Here is a 21030-nt window from a genome sequence, read left to right as displayed (position 1 = left end):
TTCATTAGCGATGGGCGCTAGGTGCGGCTAGTGCACGGGCGGCGGCGACATCCGCATTGATCGCCGTTTTCAACGCCTCCAGGGAGGCGAAACGCTGCTCTTCACGCAGCTTTTGGTGGAAAGCCACCGTCAAACGCCGGTCATACAAATCACCGGCAAAATCCAAAAGGTGAACTTCCAGGTGGGCTTTGCCATCACCTGCAACCGTGGGCCTGACGCCTATGTTGGCGACTCCGGGCCACGATTGGCCGTCGATGTCGACACTCACCAGGTAAACCCCGGTCAGTGGCACACGACGGCGCTTGAGCTGCACGTTGGCGGTTGGCGTGCCCAGTTGGCGCGCCAGCTTCTGGCCGTGCAGCACCCGCCCGGCAATCCGGAACGGGCGACCGAGCAAACGCTCGGCCAAGGCGAAGTCGGCAGCGGCCAGGGCGTTACGCACCTGGGTACTGCTCACGCGCAGGCCGTCCAGTTCGACGGTTTGCGCGGCTTCGACGGTAAAACCCTGGGTGACGCCGGCCTGCTGCAGGAAATCGAAATCCCCTACCCGGTCGCAACCGAAACGGAAGTCGTCGCCGACCTCCAGATGCTGCACGCCGAGGCCGTCCACCAGGATACGGTCGACGAACTCGGCGGCGCTGAGGCTGCGCAAGCGCTGGTTGAAAGCCAGGCAGAGGACGCGGTCCACACCTTCTTCAGCCAGCAGTTGCAGCTTGTCCCGCAGGCGGGCCAGACGCGCCGGCGCCGTCTGCGGGGTAAAGAATTCTCGCGGCTGTGGTTCAAAAATCACCACGCAGCTGGGCACGCCCAACTCAACCGCACGCTCACGCAGGCGGGCCAGGATAGCCTGGTGGCCACGGTGAACACCGTCAAAGTTGCCAATAGTGGCGACGCAGCCCCGATGCTGGGGGCGCAGGTTGTGGAGACCTCGAACCAGCTGCATAACGCGCTTCTTGCTCATAAAGTGGTCGATTATAACCACACCCGGCCCCGGACGACAGGCAACAGCGCAGGCCATTTGCGCGAATCGATAAAACAACCGTCTTATCGACGAAAAGTCTCTAGCTCAGCGACTTGCGATTGAAATCCCGCAAGCGGAAGCCCATCAGCAGCAACATGCCGAAGTACACCAGCACACCAGCCGCCACCAACGCTCCCAGGCGCATGAAGCGCTCGAGCATATGGCCCTGCTCCCAGGCCGGCATGAAGTGCATCAGGCCCAGCAGTACCGCGGCCATCGTCCCCACTGCCACCACCAACTTGAGCGCAAACAAGCCCCAGCCCGCCTGAGGCTGGAACATTTTCTGTTTACGCAGCTGATAAAACAGCAGCCCGGCGTTGATGCAGGCCCCCACACTGATCGCCAGCGCCAGCCCGGCATGCTTCAGCGGACCGATGAACGCCAGGTTGAGCAGCTGGGTAACCACCAGGGTGAAGATCGCGATCTTTACCGGGGTACGGATGTTTTGTTGAGCATAAAAGCCGGGGGCCAGCACCTTGATCACGATAATGCCCAGCAGGCCGACGGAATAAGCGATCAGCGCACGCTGGGTCATCGAGGCGTCAAACGCAGTGAACTGGCCGTACTGGAACAGCGCGACCGTCAGCGGCTCGGCGAGCAACCCCAGGGCCACGGCACACGGCAGCACCAGCACGAAGCACAGGCGCAGGCCCCAGTCGAGAATCCGCGAATATTCGTGGCGGTCTTTGCTGGCATAGGTGCGCGACAGCGTTGGCAGCAGGATGGTGCCGAGTGCCACGCCGAGCACGCCGGACGGCAATTCCATCAGACGGTCGGCGTAGTACATCCACGACACCGAACCCGAGACCAGCAGCGAGGCGAAGGCGGTGTTGATGATCAGGGAAATCTGGCTGACGGAAACCCCGAGGATGGCCGGCAGCATGTTGCGCATCACCCGCCAGACGCCGGTGTCCTTGAGATTCAAACGCGGCAGCACGAGCATGCCGATTTTCTTCAGGTGCGGCAGCTGGTACAGCAGTTGTGCCAGGCCACCAGCCAGGACCGCCCAGCCGAGGGCCATCACAGGCGGATCGAAATACGGTGTCAGGAACAGCGCAAAAATAATCATGCTGACGTTAAGCAGGGTCGGCACGAAGGCCGGCACCGAGAAACGGTTCCAGGTATTGAGGATCGCCCCGGCCAGGGACGACAGGGAAATCAGCAATATATAAGGAAAGGTCACCCGCAACAGATCAGTGGTCAGGGCGAATTTTTCCGGTGTATTGGCAAAACCGGGGGCCGTGGCCCAGATCACCCAGGGCGCGGCGAGCATCCCGGCGATCGTCACCAGCGTCAGCACCAACGTCAGCAAACCCGAAACATAGGCAATAAAGGTGCGGGTCGCCTCCTCGCCTTGCTGGGCCTTGTACTCCGCCAGAATCGGCACGAATGCCTGGGAAAAAGCCCCCTCGGCGAAGATCCGCCGCAGCAGGTTGGGCAGTTTAAAGGCAATAAAGAAGGCATCCGTGGCCATGCTGGCGCCAAAAATACGTGCCAGCAGCGTGTCACGCACAAACCCCAGAACCCGGGAAATCATGGTGATAGAGCTGACAGCGGCCAACGATTTGAGCAGATTCATTGAAAGAGTTTTTGCCTATAGATAAAGAGCAGGCGAACAAACGGCCCACATATGCGATACTCCGCGCCTGCAACAAGCACAGAGCCAAAGCTCGCGAGTTTACAGGTCAAGCGCCGGAAATAAATCACCCGCCTCTTAAGATCGACCACTCAGCAGTTCGCATCACACGCCCTTGACAAGACTTCAACTCATCGGCATGATTCGCGGCCTATTTTGTTTGCTATTTCCTAAAAAGTCTTTCGAGGAGCTCGACGGTGGCCAACACACCTTCCGCCAAAAAACGTGCAAAACAGGCTGAGAAGCGTCGCAGCCACAACGCCAGCCTGCGTTCCATGGTTCGTACCTACATCAAGAATGTAGTTAAAGCCATTGACGCAAAAGACGCTGAAAAAGCTCAAGCTGCTTACGTTCTGGCCGTGCCAGTTATCGACCGTATGGCCGATAAAGGCATCATCCACAAGAACAAAGCTGCTCGCCATAAAGGTCGTCTGAATGGCCACATCAAGGCTCTGAACCTTGCTGCTGCAGCCTAAGCGATAAGCTTGTTAAAAAACCGACCCCAGGGTCGGTTTTTTATTGCCTGCGATTTGGGAAAGCCAAAAAAAGAGCCGGCATGCCGGCTCTACTTCAGATTTATTGCGCTGTGGGCCACGGCAAGATCGGAATCGCCGTCACCGCATTCTGCGGGCTGCCTTCGATCAAGCGGTCGCTGTAGACCAGATACACCAGGGTATTGCGCTTCTTGTCGAGGAAACGCACCACCTGCATGGTCTTGAAGACCAGGGACGTGCGCTCCTTGAACACCTCATCCCCATCCTTCAGCTCGCCCTTGAAGCGAATCGCGCCCACCTGGCGACAGGCAATCGACGCCTCGGCGCGATCCTCCGCCAGACCCAACCCACCCTTTACCCCACCCGTCTTGGCGCGAGACAGGTAGCAGGTCACGCCATCCACCTTCGGGTCATCAAAGGCCTCGACCACGATCCGGTCATTGGGGCCGACAAACTTGAACACTGTCGACACCTGGCCAATCTCTTCGGCCGACGCCAGCAACGGCATCGCCAGCAGCAAACCGAGCAACCCCTTCATCACGCGCATCGAGAATTCCTTTTTTGCTTAAACCAGAATCAGGTTATCCCGGTGAACCAGCTCCGGCTCAGCCATGTAACCCAACAGACCGACAATCGCATCAGACGACTGCCCGATGATTTTCTGCGCCTCAAGGGCACTGTAGTTGGCAAGGCCACGGGCAATCTCACGACCGTCCGGCGCCACGCACACCACCATTTCGCCACGGCGGAAGCTGCCCTGGACCAGTTTTACACCCACTGGCAGCAAGCTTTTGTTGCCTTGGGACAACGCTGAAACCGCACCAGCATCCAACACCAGGGTACCGCGCGTCTGAAGATGCCCCGCCAGCCACTGCTTGCGCGCCGCCAGCATGCCACGCTCAGGCGACAGCAGCGTACCGATGCGCTCGCCCGCCTTGAGGCGATCCAGCACCCGCTCAATCCGGCCACCGACGATGATGGTATGCGCACCGGAACGCGCAGCCAGCCGTGCCGCACGCAGCTTGGTCTGCATGCCGCCACGCCCCAGGGCACCGCCGACACTGCCAGCCACCGCATCCAGCGCCGGATCATCGGCACGCGCCTCATAAATCAGCTGGGCCTCAGGGTTATTGCGCGGGTCAGCGTCGAACATGCCGTCACGATCCGTGAGGATCACCAGCAAATCAGCCTCAACCAGGTTGGCCACCAGCGCTGCCAGGGTGTCGTTGTCACCGAAGCGAATCTCGTCGGTCACCACGGTGTCATTCTCGTTGATCACCGGGATCACCTTGAGTTCAACCAGGGCGCGCAGGGTGCTGCGGGCATTCAGGTAGCGCTTGCGGTCGGACAAGTCGTCATGGGTCAGCAGAATCTGCGCCGTGTGGCGCCCGTGCTCGGCAAAGCTGGACTCCCAGGCCTGTACCAGGCCCATCTGACCAATCGCGGCGGCAGCCTGCAGCTCATGCATCGCGCTGGGTCGCGCGGTCCAGCCGAGGCGGCTCATGCCGGCGGCAACCGCCCCGGACGACACCAACACCAACTCGACGCCGGCCTCATGCAAGGCCACCATCTGGTCCACCCAGACACTCATGGCCGCACGATCCAGCCCCTTGCCATCCGCCGTCAGCAGCGCACTACCGATCTTAACGACCCAACGCTGCGCACCTGTCACCTTGCTCCGCATCATCTTCAACCTTAGATAGAGGGCCGCGCGACCCAGCGCCGCCCATAACGTTATTCGTGACTACCGATTTCCAGATACCAAAACGCCGCTCGATTGAGCGGCGCTTAAGTTTACTGCAACGAATCAGTCGCGCACGTAAATGATTTCCGGACCATCTTCATCATCCACGTCTTCCTCGTCCCAATCATCGTCACCGATATCATGGACCGACTTGACGCCACTGCGACGCAGGGCACGCTGATCATCCAGCGCCTGCAACTGGGCACGAGCCTCGTCTTCGATGCGCTGATCCAGTTCAGCCAGCTCGGCCTTGTAGACAGGGTCGGCGGCCAGGCGATCGGCACGGTCTTCGAGGTAACGCATAATGTCGCGAGTCAGGCGCTCAGTGCCTTCTTTGGCAATGGCCGAGATCACGTAGACCGGACCGGTCCACTCCAGGCGATCAACGATCTCCTTGACGCGCTCTTCGTGCTCTTCCTCGAGGATCTGGTCGCACTTGTTCAGCACCAACCAGCGGTCACGCTCAGCCAGGGACGGGCTGAACTTGGTCAGCTCGCTGACAATCACTTCAGCAGCGTCCGGTGCACTGGTGTCATCCAGCGGCGCCATGTCGACGAGGTGCAGCAGCAAACGGGTGCGGGACAAGTGCTTGAGGAAACGGATCCCCAGGCCTGCGCCGTCGGAAGCGCCTTCGATCAGGCCCGGAATGTCCGCAACCACGAAGCTTTTCCAGCGGTCGACGCTGACCACACCCAGGTTCGGCACCAGGGTAGTGAACGGGTAATCGGCGACTTTCGGCTTGGCAGCAGACACCGAGCGAATGAACGTACTTTTGCCGGCGTTCGGCAAGCCCAGCAGGCCCACGTCAGCCAGCACCTTCATTTCCAGCTTGAGGTCACGCTGCTCGCCTGGCTTGCCCGGCGTGGTCTGGCGTGGCGCACGGTTGGTACTGGACTTAAAACGGGTGTTACCCAGACCGTGCCAGCCGCCATGAGCCACCAGCAGGCGCTGACCGGCTTTGGTCAGGTCACCAATGACTTCCTGGGTTGCGGAGTCGATAACGGTGGTGCCGACCGGAACCCGCAGTACCAGTTCTTCGCCTTTTTTACCGGTGCAGTCAGTGCTGCCGCCGTTGGAGCCACGCTCGGCATCAAAGTGCCGGGTGTAACGGTAGTCCACCAGGGTGTTGAGGTTTTCGTCGGCGATCATGTAGACCGAGCCGCCATCACCGCCATCACCGCCGTTAGGACCACCGTTTTCGATGAATTTTTCCCGACGGAAACTCATGCAACCGTTACCGCCGTCGCCAGCTTTTACTCGGATCGAAACTTCATCAACAAACTTCATAACAAAACGCCTCTCGCCACACGGACGAGCTTAAGAAACCAAGACATAAGACTCTTGCAAAAATGAGCGCAGCGACCTCAAGCAACGACCGCAAATCCACTGCTTTCGCCCATCACAAACAGCTTTGCAAGAGACTCACCCCACAAACGAAAAAGCCCCGTCGCGAGACAGGGCTTTTCCAGCAACTACGTAATTATGCCGCGACGACTTCAGTCTTCGGGACAATGCTCACGTAACGGCGGTTGAAAGCGCCTTTTACTTCAAACTTGATCACGCCGTCGATTTTAGCGAACAGAGTGTGATCTTTACCCATGCCAACACCGTAACCGGCGTGGAATTGGGTGCCGCGCTGACGCACGATGATGTTGCCCGGAATGATAACCTGGCCGCCATACATCTTCACGCCAAGGCGTTTGGCTTCTGAGTCGCGACCGTTACGGGTACTACCACCAGCTTTTTTGTGTGCCATGAGTCAATTCTCCTAGTGAGGAATTAGGCTGAAATTAAGCCTGAATACCGGTGATTTTGATCTCGGTGTACCACTGGCGGTGGCCCATACGCTTCATGTGGTGCTTACGACGACGGAACTTGATGATGCGGACTTTATCGTGACGACCTTGGGAGATCACTTCAGCCACAACGGTAGCGCCTGCAACAACTGGAGCGCCGATGTTCACGTCATCGCCATTGGCGACCAACAGAACGCGATCAAAAGTAACGGATTCGCCAGTAGCGATTTCCAGCTTCTCGATCTTCAGGTATTCACCTGGGGCGACCTTGTATTGCTTGCCACCAGTAACAATTACTGCGTACGACATGGTATTTCTCCGATAATCCTGCTCACCCAGCGCTTTATAAGAAGAGGTATTGGCTGGCATGGCTGCATGGGATGGACGTCCCGAATGCAATTGCGTAAGGCAGGTGCTGCCCAGGAAGTTCAGGGTGCGCGATTGTACGCAAGCTATGGAGGTGTTGCAAGTAGCCGTCTATCGCGCCTTGACACTACGGGACGTGGGTCCTAGCATGCCGCGCAACCCTTCTGGAGCGACTGTCGCTGATGCAACCCCAAGCTTTCTACCGCGCGGTGGCGGACGATTTTAGCGCCGTCGACGGCATCATCAAGAAGCAGCTGACTTCTAAAGTGCCGCTGGTCTCCAAAATTGGCGACTACATTACGTCGGCCGGCGGTAAACGCCTGCGTCCTTTATTAGTGTTGCTGTGTGGCAAGGCCCTGGGCCGTGAAGGCGATGACCTGCGCCTGCTGGCCGCGACCATCGAGTTCCTGCACACCGCCACCCTGTTGCACGACGACGTGGTCGACATGTCCGGCATGCGCCGTGGTCGCGAGACGGCCAACGCGATGTGGGGCAATGCGCCGAGCGTGCTGGTGGGCGACTTCCTGTACTCGCGCTCGTTCGAAATGATGGTCGAGCTGGGCTCGATGCCGGTGATGAAGATTCTTTCACAGGCCACGCGCATCATCGCCGAAGGCGAAGTGTTGCAGCTGTCGAAGGTTCGCGACGCCAGCACCACTGAAGAAACCTACATGGAAGTGATTCGCGGCAAAACCGCGATGCTCTTCGAAGCCTCGACCCACAGCGCCGCCGCCCTGTGCGAAGCGACGCCCGAGCAGAGCGAAGCCCTGCGCACGTTCGGCGATCACCTGGGCGTGGCCTTCCAGCTCGTGGACGACCTGCTGGACTATCGCGGCGACGCCGAAACCCTGGGCAAGAACGTCGGTGACGACCTGGCCGAGGGCAAGCCGACCTTGCCACTGATCTACACCATGCGCGAAGGCACGCCGGAACAGGCCGCCCTGGTGCGCAAGGCGATCCAGAAAGGCGGGATCGAAGACCTGGAAAGCATCCGCGAAGCCGTGGAAGCCTCGGGTTCCCTCGAATACACCGCGCAACTGGCCCGTGACTACGTGGCTCGCGCGATCCAATGCCTGGAAGCCCTTCCAGCCAGCGAATACCGGGACGCCCTGGTTGAGCTGAGTGAGTTCGCGGTCGCCCGTACTCACTGATTCTGCTCTGCTCCATGCAGGAGCTGGCTTGCCTGCGATTGCATCACCGCGGTGTAACAGACAAACCGAGGTGCCTGCATCGCAGGCAAGCCAGCTCCCACAGCGTTCTCTGGCGTTGCTGCCCCCTGCCCGGCTAAAACCCTATACAATGTGCGCTTTTTAGCCATCCTGAAACCAAAGGAGCTTTAGTGAGCACGTTGCCACCCTGCCCGAAATGCAATTCCGAATACACCTACGAAGATGGCGCCCAGCTGATTTGCCCGGAATGCGCCCATGAGTGGGCCGTCGGCGGCGAAGCCGAGGCGGCCAGCGATGAATCCGTGAAGAAAGACTCTGTGGGCAACGTCCTGCAGGACGGTGACACCATCACCGTGATCAAGGACCTCAAGGTCAAGGGCACGTCCCTGGTGGTCAAGGTCGGCACCAAGGTCAAGAACATCCGCCTGTGCGATGGCGACCACGATATCGACTGCAAGATCGACGGTATCGGCCCGATGAAACTCAAGTCCGAGTTCGTCCGTAAGGTCTGAATATGCTGCCTCCATCCCGTGCCCTGCACGGGATGGCGCTTCACCCTCCCCGCGTCAGTTCCGCACTGGCGGCAAAAGGCCAGGCCTTTTGATCAAAAACAATATCCACACAGAAAAGTCCGGAAATGGCCAATAGGGACTTGCTATTCTACGAATAAGAATTATTCTCATTGAAACCCATCAAGGAGATACTTCCCATGACTTATTTGATCGATGCCTGGCTGGACCGTCCACACCCTTACCTGCGAATCCTCCATCGGGAAACCGGGGAAGTCTGCGCGGTGCTGGAAGAAGAGGCATTAAGCGAACTGCAGGATCAGGGCGACCTGGACGTCAATGGCCTGAGTTCCAGTGAGCCCGGGGTGCTGAAGGAAGTGGTGAGAAATCTGTTTCTGTTCTGCTATGCCCGAGCGTTGCGCCCGGTGACGGATCTCAATGGCAAGTTTCATCCATGAGCAACCGCGCAAAACACTGCAGGAGCGAGCAGGCTCGCTCCTGCAGGTAAGGTCTTACAGAACGTCGAGCAGCTCGACGTCAAACACCAGAACGCTGTGCGGCGGGATGCTGCCAACGCCTTGAGCGCCGTAAGCCAGTTCGCTCGGCACGTACAGGCGCCATTTGCTGCCGGCATTCATCAGTTGCAGGGCTTCGGTCCAGCCGGCGATCACGCCGCCAACCGGGAATTCCGCAGGCTGGCCGCGCTCGTAGGAGCTGTCGAACACAGTGCCGTCGATCAGGGTGCCGTGGTAGTGAGTACGCACCTGGTCTTCACGGGTCGGCTTGGCGCCGCTACCTGCAGTCAGCACTTCAAATTGCAGGCCGGAAGCCAGGGTGGTGATGCCGTCACGCTTGGCGTTTTCAGCCAGGAAAGCCAGGCCTTCGCCAGCAGCAGCTTCAGCCTTTGCAGCGGCTTCGGCTTGCATGATTTCGCGGATGACCTTGAAGCTGGCGGCCATTTGCTCCTGGTCCACACGGCTAGGCTTGCCGGCAAAAGCGTCGGTCAGGCCAGCCAGGATCGCGTCCAGGCTCACGCCCGGTGGCGGGTTGTCGCGCAGCTGGTCGCCCAACTGACGGCCAATGCCGTAGCTCACGCGGGTTTCGTCGGTGGACAGATTAACTTCGGACATGGAAAGGCTCCGCTGTAGGACGACACAGGTGCCGTCCAAACTAAAAGGGCGAGCAGACTAGCACACAAGCCACGCCCTTGATGAGCCCCGCGCAGGAGAGCGCCAGGGGCTGATTAATGCTTGGTAACCTTGTCCAGGTAGCCCATGGCAAACGCCGACACCACGAAGGTCATGTGAATGATCACGTACCATTTCAGGTGCTCGGGATCGACGTTCTTGGCGTCCATGAAGACCCGCAGCAGATGGATCGACGAAATCGCCACGATGGACGCCGCGACCTTCATCTTCAGCGACGAGGAGTCCATGGTCCCCAGCCAGTTGAGCTTCTCCTTGCTTTCGTCGATGTCCAGCTGGGAGACGAAGTTCTCGTAGCCGCTGATCATCACCATCACCAGCAGGCCGCCCACCAGGGCCATGTCGATCAACGACAGCAGCACCAGGATCACATCCGACTCGCTCATGGTGAACACGATGGGAATCACATGAAACACTTCCTGGAAGAACTTCAGGCCCAGCGCCAGCAGCCCCAGGGACAGCCCGAAATAGATCGGCGCCAACAGCCAGCGTGAGGCATACATTGCATTTTCGATAAAGCGTTCCATTGAATCTCACACAGCTTGGCTAAAAATGGCGGCGAGTATACCAGCCGCACCCAAACCCCAGAAACCGTCGAGAAAACTGATCTGTACGGCATCTGTTAAGGAATTTTTCTGCTAGTGTCGAGCTCATCAACTCGGCTCGATGATGTCGGACAGGAAAACTCAGATAATGGATGTGCGATCCCCTTTGGCCAGCCTTGGCCTGTGTGCGGCGTTGCTGATGGGCAGCGGTTGTTCCCCAAGCGATGAACACAAGCAAGCCAGTCTCGAAGAGAAAACCGCCAAGTTCGAACAATCCCTGGACGCCATCCAGGACCCCAAGCTCAAGGACGCCGTGTCCGAGCTTGGAGGCTCGCTGCTGTTGCTGGAACGGGCGCGCGCCAAGCTCGCCACCAAGCCCATCGAGGCCGAGTACAGCGAAGACGCCCTGGCGCTGCTCAAGCATTACCCTACGCCGCAGGCGCTGGTCGATACCTACATCAATGGCCTGTTTGTCCTGCGCAAGGCGTCCCATTCGGACTACCTGACGGACCTGCAGCCGATCTTCCCGTTCAACTTCAACATGCCCGACCAGTTCCCCTTCCCACACGGCCTGGAATGGCAGTCGGTGACCCTGAGCAACAACAAGGTCATCCCGTTCCAGCCGGAATGGTCGGAAACCGACCCGGGCATCCAGTTGAGCCCCACCAGTTCCAACCTGACCAACCCCGATGACCTGACGGTGACCTACCCGTTCGTCGAAGGCGTCGAGACGGAGAACAAAAGCCAGCCGCAGCCCGTCACCCTCAAGGGCAAGGTGGAAGTGATTGCCCCGCGTAAAGTCTTCACCTTCGACTTGGCGAAAAAGGACGTGGGCCGCAAGCGCACCGAAGAAAACGTCACCGTCACCCTGCTGGCCCTGGAAAAGAACTATGCCGAGATCGAACTGACCAACAGCGCCCCGCTGGCGCCGGAAGTCGCGGACGAATCGCCGAACCCGTTGCTGGTGCAGGCTCGTGACACCACCGGGCAATTTCTCTCGCGCTCGGGCTCGATCAACGAAAACGCCGCGCAACTGGCGTTCTACGAGAAGCAACTGGCCGAAATGCAGAAGCAGAAGGCCTGGTCCGACGCCTTCGAGAAACAGCTGGAAGACGAGCAGAAAGCCTTCGAGCTCAAGCAGAATAGCCATTACACCAAGGTGTACTTCAATGGCCTGATCGACAATGTGCAAGTCAGCGTGCTCGACTTTTCCCAGGCCACGGTGACCCGCAAGGACCTGGACCTGCCCGTACGGCGCTTCGACAAGAACAGCCTGGAAAAAACCGTACAGCCGTTGCCGATGCCCGTCACGGTGTATGACGACCAGGCTGCGGATTGGCTCAAGGACGCCACCCTGTCCGAAGACCAACTGAAGAAAAGCGTCACCATCAACCAGTCGGTGGATGACGCCAGTGCGGCGCACGTTGAGTTCGATCACCCCTACACCTTCAACGACGACCTGCTGGGCGAGGACCGCGGCGGCGGCGATGCCCCGGTGACGTTCCTCACCGCCAACGACGAAGGCAAGCTTGGCGAGCCGATCGAACTGCCCGCCGAAGCCTACGAGGTCGACCCGGGGCGCGGCACCATCACCTATGACTTGAACCTGTTTCCTGAAAACCCGGGGTTTGCCGTCGGATCGATGCCGCTGTTCCTGGCGACCATCGAGAAAGGCAGCCTCACTGCCGGGCAACTGCCCAAGGGCCTGGAGCTGAAGGACAACGCGCTGATTGTCGACCAGAAGCTGTTCCCCTCTGACAGCTGGCGGTTCTATGCCAAGGACGCCAGCGGCAACTACCTGAAGGAAATTCTCGGCGTCAGCCACCGCGCCGAGGAATACGGCACGGCGCTGTTCGACGTGCATTACTTCTACGGCCAGCCGACGACATTGGAAACCTACCAGCGCACCGGCCTGGACACGGTGCAGTATGGGTTTGAGGTGAAGCTGGACAAACCCGAGGCGGCCCCTGCCCCCAAGCCATAGCCCCTCCCTCGCCCCCGTAGCAGCTGTCGAGCGCCAGCTGCTACGGGGGGAGTGCGGTCAGCGGATATCGCTTAGCACCGTCTGCCGCCCACCGTTGAGTTGTCGCAAGTGCGCCTGCAGGTGCAGGCACCAGATCTGCGGGTCGTCAGCCAGCTCGTACCCGTGCAGGGTCAGGCTTTCAACAATCGAATCGAGGATGGTTTGTGCCACGAAAGGTCCGTGGAACGGGCCTTGGGACTTGATGGTGGAGGGTTGTTCGCCGGTCATTCCGGCGGCAAACAACAAGGTCCACATCCCGGTATCCCCCGCGAGAGGGCGAATGGAACATTCGATACGGGTGACCAGGCCCAGACACTGGCGGGTGAGGCAGAGGTTGCGCGACATGGCGGCGACCCTCGGTAGATCCGGTATTCAGCCTCGCAAGGCAAGACTGTTTCTATCCAGCGACTCCTGTGGCTATCCCTTGAGCTGAGAATAGAAGAAACCCGGTACAAACCAAGGCTGGGGGACCAACGGACGACTGCCGTCACGACGGCGTCAAAAATATGCCGAAGGGACCTGGAACCAGGCCCCTTCGGCATTGATTACACCGGCTTGGTCTCAGCCAGTGCTTCCTGCGCCAACTCCTTCTCGGCTTCCTTCAGGTCATCTTCACTGATCATCTCGGCGATCGCCCGCAGACGCTCCACCACCCGCGCATTGACGCTGCCTTCGGGGAATTGCCCCTCCTCGTCGGGCGAACCCGCAGGCTCACCCACCAGCAGGCTCAAGGCCTCGTCGGCCTGACGCACGGCATAGACGTGGAATTGCCCCTGCCGCACGGCCTGCAATACCTTCTCATCGAGCATCAGTGTCGCGACGTTGGCCTGGGGAATGATCGCCCCCTGCTCGCCGGTCAGCCCGCGGGCCTCGCAAAGACGGAAGAAACCTTCGATCTTCTCGTTGACCCCGCCGACCGCCTGCACCTCACCAAACTGGTTGATCGAGCCGGTGATGGCAAAGCACTGCTTGAGCGGCGTCTTCGACAGGGCCGAGATCAAGGTGCAGGCTTCGCCCAGGGACGCGCTGTCGCCGTCGACATAGCCGTAGGACTGCTCAAGGGCGATACTCGCCGAGATCGCCAACGGGAATTCCTGGGCATAACGGCTGCCCAGGTAACCGGTGAGGATCATCACGCCCTTGGAGTGAATCGGCTGGCCGAGGTTAACTTCACGCTCGATATCGACGATACCGCTGCCGCCCGGGTACACCGTGGCAGAAATCCGCGCCGGCACACCAAACGCCGAGTCCCCCACCTCCAGCACCGTCAGCCCGTTGCACTTGCCCACCGCCGCGCCGGCGGTGTCGATCAGGATCACCCCGGCGAGCATGTCGTCGAGAATCCGCGCCGACACCCGCCCGGTGCGCGTGGCCTTGGCCTTGAGTGCGCGCTCGATGTGCCCGGAGTCGGTGCGCTCATCACCGGCCAGGTGACGAATGAAGTCCGCCTCGCTGACGAGCTGGAACAAGTCACCGATACGCGCCGACAAGCGGCCCTGGTTCTCCGCCAACCGCGCGCTGTAGGTCGCCAGCCGCGCCACCGCATCGGAGGTCAACGGCGCCATGCCTTCTTCCGAGGTGCGGGTTTTCAGCAACTGGGCGAACTGCTCCAGGCTTTCATCCACCATCGGGATGTCTTCGTCAAAATCCACCAGTACCCGGAACATCTCCTGGAAGTCCGGATCCGCGTCCTGCAACGCGTAGTACAACTGGCGGGAGCCGATGATGATCACCTTGAGCTGCAACGGGATCACTTGCGGGTTGAGGGTCACCGTGGCCAGGCGGCCCAGTTCGCCCAGCGGTGATTCCATCTTCAGCTTGCGCGATTGCAAGGCACGCTTGAGGGCGTCCCATACAAACGGCTCGCTGAGCATCTTCTCGGCTTCAAGGATCAGGAAACCACCGTTGGCACGGTGCAGCGCACCCGGGCGCAATTGGCGATAGGTGGTGTAGAGCGCGCCCTGGTCGGTGCTGTATTCAATACGACCGAACAGGTTGTCGTAGGTCGGATGCGGCTCGAAGACCACCGGGGCGCCACCGTTGATCGGATGCCCCACCACCAGGCTCGGGCAGTACTGTTCTTCCAGCAACTTGCGGGCCTGGGCGTCGGTTTTCGCATCGTCCACCAGTTGCTCGACCACGGTTTTCAGCAGGTAGACCTGCATCGCCTGCAAGTAGCCGCAGACGGCCGCGTTCTCCGCATATTTTTCGGACAACGGCGCCAGCAGTGGCTGCAAGGCCAGCGTGATGGTTTCTTCGTTGAACTGGCGCATCTGGTTATTGGACTCGCGCTTCCACTGGGGCAGGCTGGCGAGTTCTTCGTTGAGGCGTTCTTCCAGTTCGGAAATATCGGTGTGGAAACGCTCGCGGTCGGCTTCGGGCAACTGCGAGAACTCGGCCTCGTCCAGGGCCTTGCCGTCGAGCATCGGGGTAAACGCAATGTTGGTGCTGTCACGGTACAGCGCCACGTCTTTTTCCAGGGCCAGGCGCTCGATGACGTCCAGGGCACGGTCGTAACGCTGGTTGAAGGCACGGTCGATGGCGCTTTTGCGCTGTTGATACGTCGGGTGTTCAAACACCGCCGGGAAGGTCGCGACCAGGTTGTCGATCAGGCCGTTGATATCGGAGATGAACGCGGCAGCACCGCCCGCAGGCAGTTCCAGCGCGCGGGGTTCGCGAGGCTCATCGAAATTATTGACGTAGACCCAGTCGGCCGGGGTCTGCAGGCGCTTGCCTTCGGCCTTGAGGTAGCGTTTGACGAACGAAAAGCGCCCGGTACCGGGCTCACCCATGACAAATACGTTGTAACCGGGGCGTGGCATGGCCACACCAAACTGCAAGGCTTCGACCGCACGTTCCTGGCCAAGCACACCGCGAAAGGGCTCCAAATCATTGGTGGTCGAGAAGCTGAACTGTTCAGCGGAAAAAGGACGAGTCAGCGCTTCGGGCGCTAGACGCAAGCTGGCAGCAACAGGATCAGGCATCGGGCTTCCTTACATCAGGCGGGGCAGATGACGGCATTCTGGCGCCGGGTTGGGCCGGCTGGCAAGGACGGCTTGGGGAAAGCATAGACCCGTGTTCGGGGCTGTAAAAAAACCGAGTGTTTCCGGCTTGTTTCATAAAAAGTCACGGAACCCTTGGATCATGCCTAAACTCCAACCTGCTGCGGGTTGGACTAATAACCGACCCCTAGGGTGCTGTCAGGCACCTGAACCCTTGTCCATTGGTTTGCACACAAAGAGAACAAAGCTATGAAACGGATCCTTCTCGGTACTCTCTTCACCGTCGTCTCCCTCAATGCAATGGCAGAAGCGCCAGGTGGCCCGAACTGCGGTTGGGGCAACATGTTGTTCGAAGGCCAACGCGGCACTCCGGCTCACTTCCTGGCCTCCACCACCAACGGTACCTCGGGTAACGCCACGTTCGGCATGACCTCGGGCACCAACGGCTGCAGCACCAACAGCGCACTGACCTACGGTGGCAAATCGTGGATTGCCATGAATGGCATGATGAACGAGCTGTCCGAAGACATGGCCAAGGGTAACGGCGAAGCGCTGACTACCTACGCTGTAGTACTGGGCGTTGCTCCTGAAGATCGCGAGCACTTTGCCGCTGTGACTCACGAGCACTTCCAGCAAATCTTCAGCAAGGCTGACGTAACCGCAGATGACGTGCACAACAACACCCTGGCTGTACTGAAAAGCGACACCCGTCTGGCGAAATACGCTACCCAGGCTTAAGCTCGACCCGCCCGTGCCTTTCGAGGCACGGGTTTTTATTATTTTTGGACCTGCCTCCCCTTTGGGTCTTTTTATCTCGACTTAAGTTGCCCACATGCTCAAACGCCTTGCCTACCTGGCACTCTTCGCCTGCGCCCCGCTGTATGCGGCGCCGCACCTTGATGATCAACGTTTGCAGCAGCTGGCCAACGACCCGTTCTGGCTTTCGCTGGGGCACTACGAATCCGGCAAGTTCAAAGGCTGGCGCAGCTATGTCAGCGACAAGAAATTCTTCCTCGCCCCCGATGGCGCCCACCATCCGGACCAGGAGCTGAAGGCCACTGTCGAGGCGCTGTATGCCCCGGCCAGCCTCGGCGAAAAGCACGCCCAATGCGTTTACCCGGCACGTACACGCTGGCTCAAGGACCAGTTGCACCTGACGGACTTGCCGACGCTGGACTGCAAGGAGTTCAAGCAATGGTTCAAGGACGTCGCCCCCCACAGCGCGGTGATGATCTTCCCGGCGGCCTACCTCAACAGCCCGTCATCAATGTTCGGCCATACCCTGCTGCGCATCGACCAGGCTGACGTGCAGAGCAACAACACCGCCCTGCTCAGCTACGCGATCAACTTTGGCGCCTATATCGAAGGCTCGGACAACAGCATCCTCTACGCCTGGAAGGGCCTGATGGGCGGCTACCCGGGCCTGTTCGCGCTGGTGCCCTACCAGGAAAAACTCTCGGAATACCGTAGCCTGGAGAACCGCGACCTGTGGGAATACCGCCTGAACCTGACCCAGGTCGAGACCGAGCGCATGGTCGAGCACGTGTGGGAACTCAAGCAGATCCAATTCGACTACTTCTTCTTCGACGAAAACTGCTCCTATCGCCTGCTGGAACTGCTGCAAGTGGCCCGCCCAAGCCTGCGGTTGACCGAACAATTCCCGCTGACCGCGATCCCTACCGACACGGTAAAAGCCGTGAAAGAAGCCGGCCTGGTGGAGAAAATCGATTACCGCCCTTCCCGTGAACGGGAGCTGCTGGAACGCGCCAAGCCGCTGGACAGCGACGAGCAGCAATGGGTGCTGAAGATCAGCGACGACCAGAAACAACTGCAGGACCCGGCGTTCAAGGCTATCGCCAAAGACCGCCAGGCCCTGATCATCGACGCCGCCTACCGCCTTGGCCGCTACCGCGCCAACGGCCTGGAGCGCGACACCGAACGCTCCCAGCGCAGCTTCGAACTGCTGCGGGCGATCAACCAGAACCCGGCGCCGGACCTGAAGATCGAACGCCCCGGCCTGCCCGAAGACGGCCACGAATCCCGCACCTGGCAAGCCGGCATCGGCACCCGGGGCGACAAGGCCTTCGGCGAATACGGCCTGCGCATGGCCTACCACGACCTGAACGACAACGCCGAAGGCTTCCCCTTGGGCGCGCAGATTGAAATCCTGCAAATGAAACTGCGCCAGTACGAAGGCAACCACTGGCAATTGCAGCAACTGGATCTGGCAACCATCCGCTCACTGACCCCACGCAACGAGCTGCTGCAGCCGTGGTCGTGGCAAGTCACCGGCGGCCTGGAGCGCGTACCGGGCAAGCATGACGACGAGACACTCGTCAGCCACGTCAACGGTGGCGCGGGCGGCACCTGGCAACTGCGCGACGACATGCTTGGCTTCGCCCTCGGCACCGTGCGCGTGGAGCACAACAGCGACTTCGGTGAAGCCATCTCCCCGGCTGCCGGGTTCAATACAGGTGTGTTGTGGCGCAACCCGCTGGGCAACCTGAGCCTGGAAGCCAAGGGTGACTTCTTCACCAATGGCGAGGTGCGGCGCAGTATCAGCCTGAATCAACAGTGGGAATTGTCGCGCAACCTGGGGCTGAGACTGAGTGCGCAGCGGGAATACAGCCACCTCGCGACACCGGTGAACGAAGTGATGCTGGAAGTGAAGTGGTATCACTATTAATCCCTGAGCCGTAGATCGTTCCCACGCTCCGCGTGGGAATGCATCCTGTGACGCTCTGCGTCACGACCTTTAAAAGCGGACGCAGAGCGTCCAGAGCGGCATGCCCACGCAGAGCGTGGGAACGATCTCTAATTAGTCCATAAGGAGCTTGCTCCCGCTGGGCTGCCCAGCAGCCCCAAAACCAGACACCTCACCCTCTCTGGAATATCTCAATACCCTGAACAGGGGCCGCTTCGCGCCCCAGCGGGAGCAAGCTCCCTCGCCACAGGGGGCGCGTGATCGCCCGAAGCCGCAGCGTCACACGGATTTCTCACATCCGTTTCACATACCCCGAACGAATCCACTCCTACACTTCCCCCATCAGCCGTTCAACGGCCAGGGAGCAAGCGATGTGGCGGTACGCTGTAGTGCTGGGCCTGTTGGCCCTGCTGTCGGGTTGCCAATCAACCCATGAGGATTTGCTGGCCAAGGGTTATCCACCCGCCTTCGCCGATGGCTATGACGACGGTTGCAGCAGCGGCCGCCAGGCTGCCGGGGTGATCACCGGGGAATTTCGCAAGAACGTCCCGCGCTACCTGAAAGACCGCACCTACGCCGAAGGCTGGGATGATGGCTTTCGCCAATGCAAGGCCATGCGCGAGAACGAAGACCTGAACGACTACAAGAATCGCCACTGGGACGACCGCGAACGCGCCTGGCAACAGGAAAAAGACCGCGACGCTGCCAGGGCCTTTCGCTCGCAATAGGTCGCTTCCAGACATCCAGCGAAACTTAACCCCTGCGACCATGGCCCAAACTCCATAGCAGGAGAACGTCATGAGTCGAGCTTTCGTCAACGAAGACAGCGCCGCTGCCCAGGCCAGCCAACCGGTGGAACGCCAGGTCAGCGCGCAACCCAATCACCTCACTGCCCGCGGACTTGCACAATTGCAGGCCAGGGTCGCGCAGTTGCAGCATGAGCACAGCGAAGAATCCGCCAAGGGCGAGCAGGCCGATAAACAGCGCCAGGCCGACCTTGAGCGGGATTTGCGTTACTTCAACCAGCGCCTGCAAAGCGCACAGGTGGTGGCGCCGGCAACCTCCACCGACAAGGTGCAAATCGGCAGCTGGGTGACCTTTGCCAACGAACAGGACGAAGAGCAGCGCATTCAGTTAGTGGGCGAAGACCAGGCCGACGCCACGGTGGGCCTGATCAACTGGGGTTCGCCACTGGGCCGCGCGCTGCTGGGTGCACAGGTGGGCGACGAGGTGCTGTGGAGGCGCCCCGTCGGTGATCAGTTGATCGAAATCCTGCGCATCGAACCCGAGGGTTAAACGATGCCCTGGGCCAGCATTGCATCCGCAACCTTCACGAAGCCTGCAATGTTGGCGCCCTTCACGTAGTTGACCCGGCCGTTCTCTTCGCCGTAGTGCACGCACGCATGGTGGATCGACTGCATGATGTTGTGCAGCTTGCTGTCCACTTCACCGGCGGTCCACAGCAGGCGCATGGCGTTCTGCGACATCTCCAGCCCGCTCACCGCCACCCCGCCGGCATTGGACGCCTTGCCTGGCGCGAACAGGATGCCGGCCTCGATAAAGATATCCACCGCCTCCAGGGTGGTCGGCATGTTGGCGCCTTCGGCCACGCAGACGCAGCCATTGCGCAACAGGGTGCGCGCCGCTTCGGCGTCCAGTTCATTCTGGGTGGCGCAGGGCAACGCGATGTCGCAGGCCAGCTCCCATGGTGTTTTGCCGGCGCGGAATTCCAGGCCGAAACGCGATGCCAGCTCGCTGATGCGCCCGCGCTGTACGTTTTTCAGTTCAAGCAGTGCCGACCATTGTTCTTCGGTCAAACCGCTTTCGCAGTACAGAGTGCCTTCGGAGTCGGACAAGGAAATCACCTTGCCGCCCAGGTCCATGACCTTGCGCGCCGCGTACTGGGCGACGTTGCCGGAGCCGGAGATGGCCACGCGCTTGCCTTCGACCCGCTCGCCGTTGCGCTTGAGCATTTCTTCAGCGAAGTACACGCAGCCAAAACCGGTGGCCTCCGGGCGAATCAGGCTGCCGCCGTAGCTCATGCCCTTGCCGGTCAGCACCGAGGTGAACTGGTTGCTCAGGCGCTTGTACTGGCCGAACAGGAAGCCGATCTCCCGGGCGCCCACGCCAATATCACCGGCGGGCACGTCCACGTCCGAGCCGATATGTCGATACAGCTCGCTCATGAACGCCTGGCAGAAACGCATCACCTCGGCGTCGCTCTTGCCCTTGGGATCGAAGTCCGAGCCGCCCTTGCCGCCGCCCATGGGCAGCGAGGTCAGGGAGTTCTTGAAGGTTTGTTCGAAGGCGAGAAATTTCAGCACGCCCAGGTTCACCGACGGGTGGAAGCGCAGGCCGCCTTTGTAGGGGCCGATGGCGCTGTTCATCTGGATCCGGAACCCGCGGTTGACCCGTACTTTGCCCTGGTCATCTTCCCACGACACCCGGAACACAATCGCACGCTCCGGCTCGCAGATGCGCTCCAGGATGCCCGAGTTCAGGTAGTGGGGATTGGCTTCAAGAAACGGCCACAAACTGCGCAGGACTTCTTCCACGGCCTGGTGGAATTCCGGCTGGTCGGGGTCGCGTTTCTTGAGGCGGGCAAGGAAGGATTCAACGGATTCGATCATGAAAAGTCTCGGCAAATTTATTGTCGTTAAAGGAGATTTGTCCCGGACTTTATCAATTCATGTCGCACCGCGACAGGGCAAAATGTCGCTTTTGTGAATTTAAATGGTGCATTAGATATAAATACAGGCGTTTTTTGCACCTTAATGAGGATTTCAATCCAGGCTTTGCACCAACAGTTAATCCGC

At 60.0% G+C, this 21030-nt stretch carries 21 protein-coding genes; 9 read left to right on the top strand and 12 right to left on the bottom strand.

Annotated elements, in window-relative coordinates:
- Positions 1 to 4: 4 nt before the first annotated feature.
- Both ribF and murJ read right to left on the bottom strand, forming a co-directional pair.
- Entirely contained in the window at positions 5 to 943 is a 939-nt protein-coding gene (ribF, locus tag HX818_RS16770) for a bifunctional riboflavin kinase/FAD synthetase (protein WP_003215874.1), read from the bottom strand.
- 118 nt (positions 944 to 1061) lie between these two features.
- The gene (murJ, locus tag HX818_RS16765; protein ID WP_003215872.1) at positions 1062 to 2600 is read right to left on the bottom strand and encodes a murein biosynthesis integral membrane protein MurJ; all 1539 of its coding nucleotides are present in this window, start codon (positions 2598 to 2600) and stop codon (positions 1062 to 1064) included.
- A gap of 254 nt (positions 2601 to 2854) precedes the next feature.
- Between murJ and rpsT the strand changes: the two genes are divergently transcribed.
- On the top strand, positions 2855 to 3133 hold the full coding sequence (gene rpsT, locus HX818_RS16760) for a 30S ribosomal protein S20 (RefSeq protein WP_003215870.1): 279 nt from the start codon (positions 2855 to 2857) through the stop codon (positions 3131 to 3133).
- Between the two features lie 100 nt (positions 3134 to 3233).
- Here rpsT and HX818_RS16755 read toward each other — a convergent pair whose 3' ends face one another.
- The 5 genes from HX818_RS16755 to rplU all read right to left on the bottom strand — a co-directional run bounded on the left by HX818_RS16755 (position 3234) and on the right by rplU (position 7000).
- Positions 3234 to 3698, bottom strand: a complete 465-nt coding sequence (locus HX818_RS16755; protein ID WP_008432835.1) for a CreA family protein — start codon at positions 3696 to 3698, stop codon at positions 3234 to 3236.
- 18 nt (positions 3699 to 3716) lie between these two features.
- Positions 3717 to 4835 carry a glutamate 5-kinase gene (gene proB / locus HX818_RS16750; protein WP_017477809.1) on the bottom strand — a complete coding sequence of 373 codons (1119 nt, stop codon included), beginning with the start codon at positions 4833 to 4835 and terminating at the stop codon, positions 3717 to 3719.
- A gap of 123 nt (positions 4836 to 4958) precedes the next feature.
- On the bottom strand, positions 4959 to 6182 hold the full coding sequence (gene cgtA, locus HX818_RS16745) for an Obg family GTPase CgtA (protein ID WP_003215864.1): 1224 nt from the start codon (positions 6180 to 6182) through the stop codon (positions 4959 to 4961).
- A gap of 193 nt (positions 6183 to 6375) precedes the next feature.
- Positions 6376 to 6651, bottom strand: coding sequence for a 50S ribosomal protein L27 (gene rpmA, locus HX818_RS16740; protein ID WP_003215862.1), 276 nt, complete (start codon positions 6649 to 6651; stop codon positions 6376 to 6378).
- Positions 6652 to 6685: 34 nt separating this feature from the next.
- Entirely contained in the window at positions 6686 to 7000 is a 315-nt protein-coding gene (gene rplU / locus HX818_RS16735) for a 50S ribosomal protein L21 (protein ID WP_003176051.1), read from the bottom strand.
- A 239-nt stretch (positions 7001 to 7239) separates the two neighbouring features.
- Here rplU and HX818_RS16730 point away from each other — a divergent pair, with 239 nt between their 5' ends.
- From HX818_RS16730 to HX818_RS16720, 3 genes are all read left to right on the top strand, one after another.
- Positions 7240 to 8208, top strand: a complete 969-nt coding sequence (locus HX818_RS16730) for a polyprenyl synthetase family protein (protein ID WP_003215860.1) — start codon at positions 7240 to 7242, stop codon at positions 8206 to 8208.
- Between the two features lie 188 nt (positions 8209 to 8396).
- Entirely contained in the window at positions 8397 to 8738 is a 342-nt protein-coding gene (locus tag HX818_RS16725) for a zinc ribbon domain-containing protein YjdM (protein WP_003215858.1), read from the top strand.
- Positions 8739 to 8935: 197 nt separating this feature from the next.
- The gene (locus HX818_RS16720) at positions 8936 to 9193 is read left to right on the top strand and encodes a hypothetical protein (protein ID WP_003215856.1); all 258 of its coding nucleotides are present in this window, start codon (positions 8936 to 8938) and stop codon (positions 9191 to 9193) included.
- Between the two features lie 54 nt (positions 9194 to 9247).
- On the opposite strand, the gene HX818_RS16715 is transcribed toward HX818_RS16720, so the two are convergent.
- On the bottom strand, positions 9248 to 9865 hold the full coding sequence (locus HX818_RS16715) for an FKBP-type peptidyl-prolyl cis-trans isomerase (protein ID WP_003215854.1): 618 nt from the start codon (positions 9863 to 9865) through the stop codon (positions 9248 to 9250).
- A 113-nt stretch (positions 9866 to 9978) separates the two neighbouring features.
- Positions 9979 to 10467 (bottom strand): TIGR00645 family protein, encoded by a 489-nt coding sequence (locus tag HX818_RS16710; protein WP_003215853.1) that lies wholly within the window; start codon positions 10465 to 10467, stop codon positions 9979 to 9981.
- 166 nt (positions 10468 to 10633) lie between these two features.
- Between HX818_RS16710 and HX818_RS16705 the strand changes: the two genes are divergently transcribed.
- Positions 10634 to 12469, top strand: coding sequence for a hypothetical protein (locus HX818_RS16705; RefSeq protein ID WP_177020433.1), 1836 nt, complete (start codon positions 10634 to 10636; stop codon positions 12467 to 12469).
- 57 nt (positions 12470 to 12526) lie between these two features.
- On the opposite strand, the gene HX818_RS16700 is transcribed toward HX818_RS16705, so the two are convergent.
- Together HX818_RS16700 and HX818_RS16695 are read right to left on the bottom strand one after the other, a co-directional pair.
- Positions 12527 to 12853: a hypothetical protein gene (locus HX818_RS16700; protein ID WP_003215849.1), complete on the bottom strand. Its 327-nt coding sequence runs from the start codon at positions 12851 to 12853 to the stop codon at positions 12527 to 12529.
- Positions 12854 to 13053: 200 nt separating this feature from the next.
- A complete protein-coding gene (locus HX818_RS16695; RefSeq protein ID WP_003215847.1) occupies positions 13054 to 15492 on the bottom strand; it encodes a Lon protease family protein in 2439 nt (812 codons plus the stop codon).
- Between the two features lie 267 nt (positions 15493 to 15759).
- Between HX818_RS16695 and HX818_RS16690 the strand changes: the two genes are divergently transcribed.
- The 4 genes from HX818_RS16690 (at position 15760) to HX818_RS16675 (ending at position 19510) form a co-directional block, all read left to right on the top strand.
- Positions 15760 to 16248 (top strand): DUF3015 domain-containing protein, encoded by a 489-nt coding sequence (locus HX818_RS16690; protein ID WP_003215845.1) that lies wholly within the window; start codon positions 15760 to 15762, stop codon positions 16246 to 16248.
- A 94-nt stretch (positions 16249 to 16342) separates the two neighbouring features.
- On the top strand, positions 16343 to 18196 hold the full coding sequence (locus tag HX818_RS16685) for a DUF4105 domain-containing protein (protein WP_177020432.1): 1854 nt from the start codon (positions 16343 to 16345) through the stop codon (positions 18194 to 18196).
- 389 nt (positions 18197 to 18585) lie between these two features.
- Complete coding sequence (locus HX818_RS16680) at positions 18586 to 18942, top strand: hypothetical protein (RefSeq protein ID WP_003215838.1); 357 nt, start codon at positions 18586 to 18588, stop codon at positions 18940 to 18942.
- Positions 18943 to 19012: 70 nt separating this feature from the next.
- The gene (locus HX818_RS16675) at positions 19013 to 19510 is read left to right on the top strand and encodes a GreA/GreB family elongation factor (RefSeq protein ID WP_003215837.1); all 498 of its coding nucleotides are present in this window, start codon (positions 19013 to 19015) and stop codon (positions 19508 to 19510) included.
- Here HX818_RS16675 and gdhA read toward each other — a convergent pair.
- Complete coding sequence (gene gdhA / locus HX818_RS16670) at positions 19507 to 20844, bottom strand: NADP-specific glutamate dehydrogenase (protein WP_102369933.1); 1338 nt, start codon at positions 20842 to 20844, stop codon at positions 19507 to 19509. The two genes, HX818_RS16675 and gdhA, sit on opposite strands and share 4 nt — an antisense overlap.
- Between the last annotated feature and the right edge of the window lie 186 nt (positions 20845 to 21030).

The organism is Pseudomonas sp. F9001 (assembly GCF_013385435.1).
GTDB lineage: Bacteria > Pseudomonadota > Gammaproteobacteria > Pseudomonadales > Pseudomonadaceae > Aquipseudomonas.
This window is presented reverse-complemented; position numbering and strand designations above follow the sequence as displayed.

What these genes read in the sequence shown, in the direction of transcription:
- HX818_RS16680 (WP_003215838.1), top strand. Translation starts at nt 18,586, where the DNA reads ATGTGGCGGTACGCTGTAGTGCTGGGCCTGTTGGCCCTGCTGTCGGGT.
- HX818_RS16715 (WP_003215854.1), bottom strand. Translation starts at nt 9,865, where the DNA reads ATGTCCGAAGTTAATCTGTCCACCGACGAAACCCGCGTGAGCTACGGC.
- HX818_RS16730 (WP_003215860.1), top strand. Translation starts at nt 7,240, where the DNA reads ATGCAACCCCAAGCTTTCTACCGCGCGGTGGCGGACGATTTTAGCGCC.
- proB (WP_017477809.1), bottom strand. Translation starts at nt 4,835, where the DNA reads ATGCGGAGCAAGGTGACAGGTGCGCAGCGTTGGGTCGTTAAGATCGGT.
- HX818_RS16675 (WP_003215837.1), top strand. Translation starts at nt 19,013, where the DNA reads ATGAGTCGAGCTTTCGTCAACGAAGACAGCGCCGCTGCCCAGGCCAGC.
- murJ (WP_003215872.1), bottom strand. Translation starts at nt 2,600, where the DNA reads ATGAATCTGCTCAAATCGTTGGCCGCTGTCAGCTCTATCACCATGATT.
- HX818_RS16685 (WP_177020432.1), top strand. Translation starts at nt 16,343, where the DNA reads ATGCTCAAACGCCTTGCCTACCTGGCACTCTTCGCCTGCGCCCCGCTG.
- HX818_RS16700 (WP_003215849.1), bottom strand. Translation starts at nt 12,853, where the DNA reads ATGTCGCGCAACCTCTGCCTCACCCGCCAGTGTCTGGGCCTGGTCACC.
- HX818_RS16690 (WP_003215845.1), top strand. Translation starts at nt 15,760, where the DNA reads ATGAAACGGATCCTTCTCGGTACTCTCTTCACCGTCGTCTCCCTCAAT.
- HX818_RS16710 (WP_003215853.1), bottom strand. Translation starts at nt 10,467, where the DNA reads ATGGAACGCTTTATCGAAAATGCAATGTATGCCTCACGCTGGCTGTTG.
- cgtA (WP_003215864.1), bottom strand. Translation starts at nt 6,182, where the DNA reads ATGAAGTTTGTTGATGAAGTTTCGATCCGAGTAAAAGCTGGCGACGGC.
- gdhA (WP_102369933.1), bottom strand. Translation starts at nt 20,844, where the DNA reads ATGATCGAATCCGTTGAATCCTTCCTTGCCCGCCTCAAGAAACGCGAC.
- rpmA (WP_003215862.1), bottom strand. Translation starts at nt 6,651, where the DNA reads ATGGCACACAAAAAAGCTGGTGGTAGTACCCGTAACGGTCGCGACTCA.
- HX818_RS16755 (WP_008432835.1), bottom strand. Translation starts at nt 3,698, where the DNA reads ATGCGCGTGATGAAGGGGTTGCTCGGTTTGCTGCTGGCGATGCCGTTG.
- HX818_RS16705 (WP_177020433.1), top strand. Translation starts at nt 10,634, where the DNA reads ATGGATGTGCGATCCCCTTTGGCCAGCCTTGGCCTGTGTGCGGCGTTG.
- ribF (WP_003215874.1), bottom strand. Translation starts at nt 943, where the DNA reads ATGCAGCTGGTTCGAGGTCTCCACAACCTGCGCCCCCAGCATCGGGGC.
- HX818_RS16695 (WP_003215847.1), bottom strand. Translation starts at nt 15,492, where the DNA reads ATGCCTGATCCTGTTGCTGCCAGCTTGCGTCTAGCGCCCGAAGCGCTG.
- HX818_RS16720 (WP_003215856.1), top strand. Translation starts at nt 8,936, where the DNA reads ATGACTTATTTGATCGATGCCTGGCTGGACCGTCCACACCCTTACCTG.
- rplU (WP_003176051.1), bottom strand. Translation starts at nt 7,000, where the DNA reads ATGTCGTACGCAGTAATTGTTACTGGTGGCAAGCAATACAAGGTCGCC.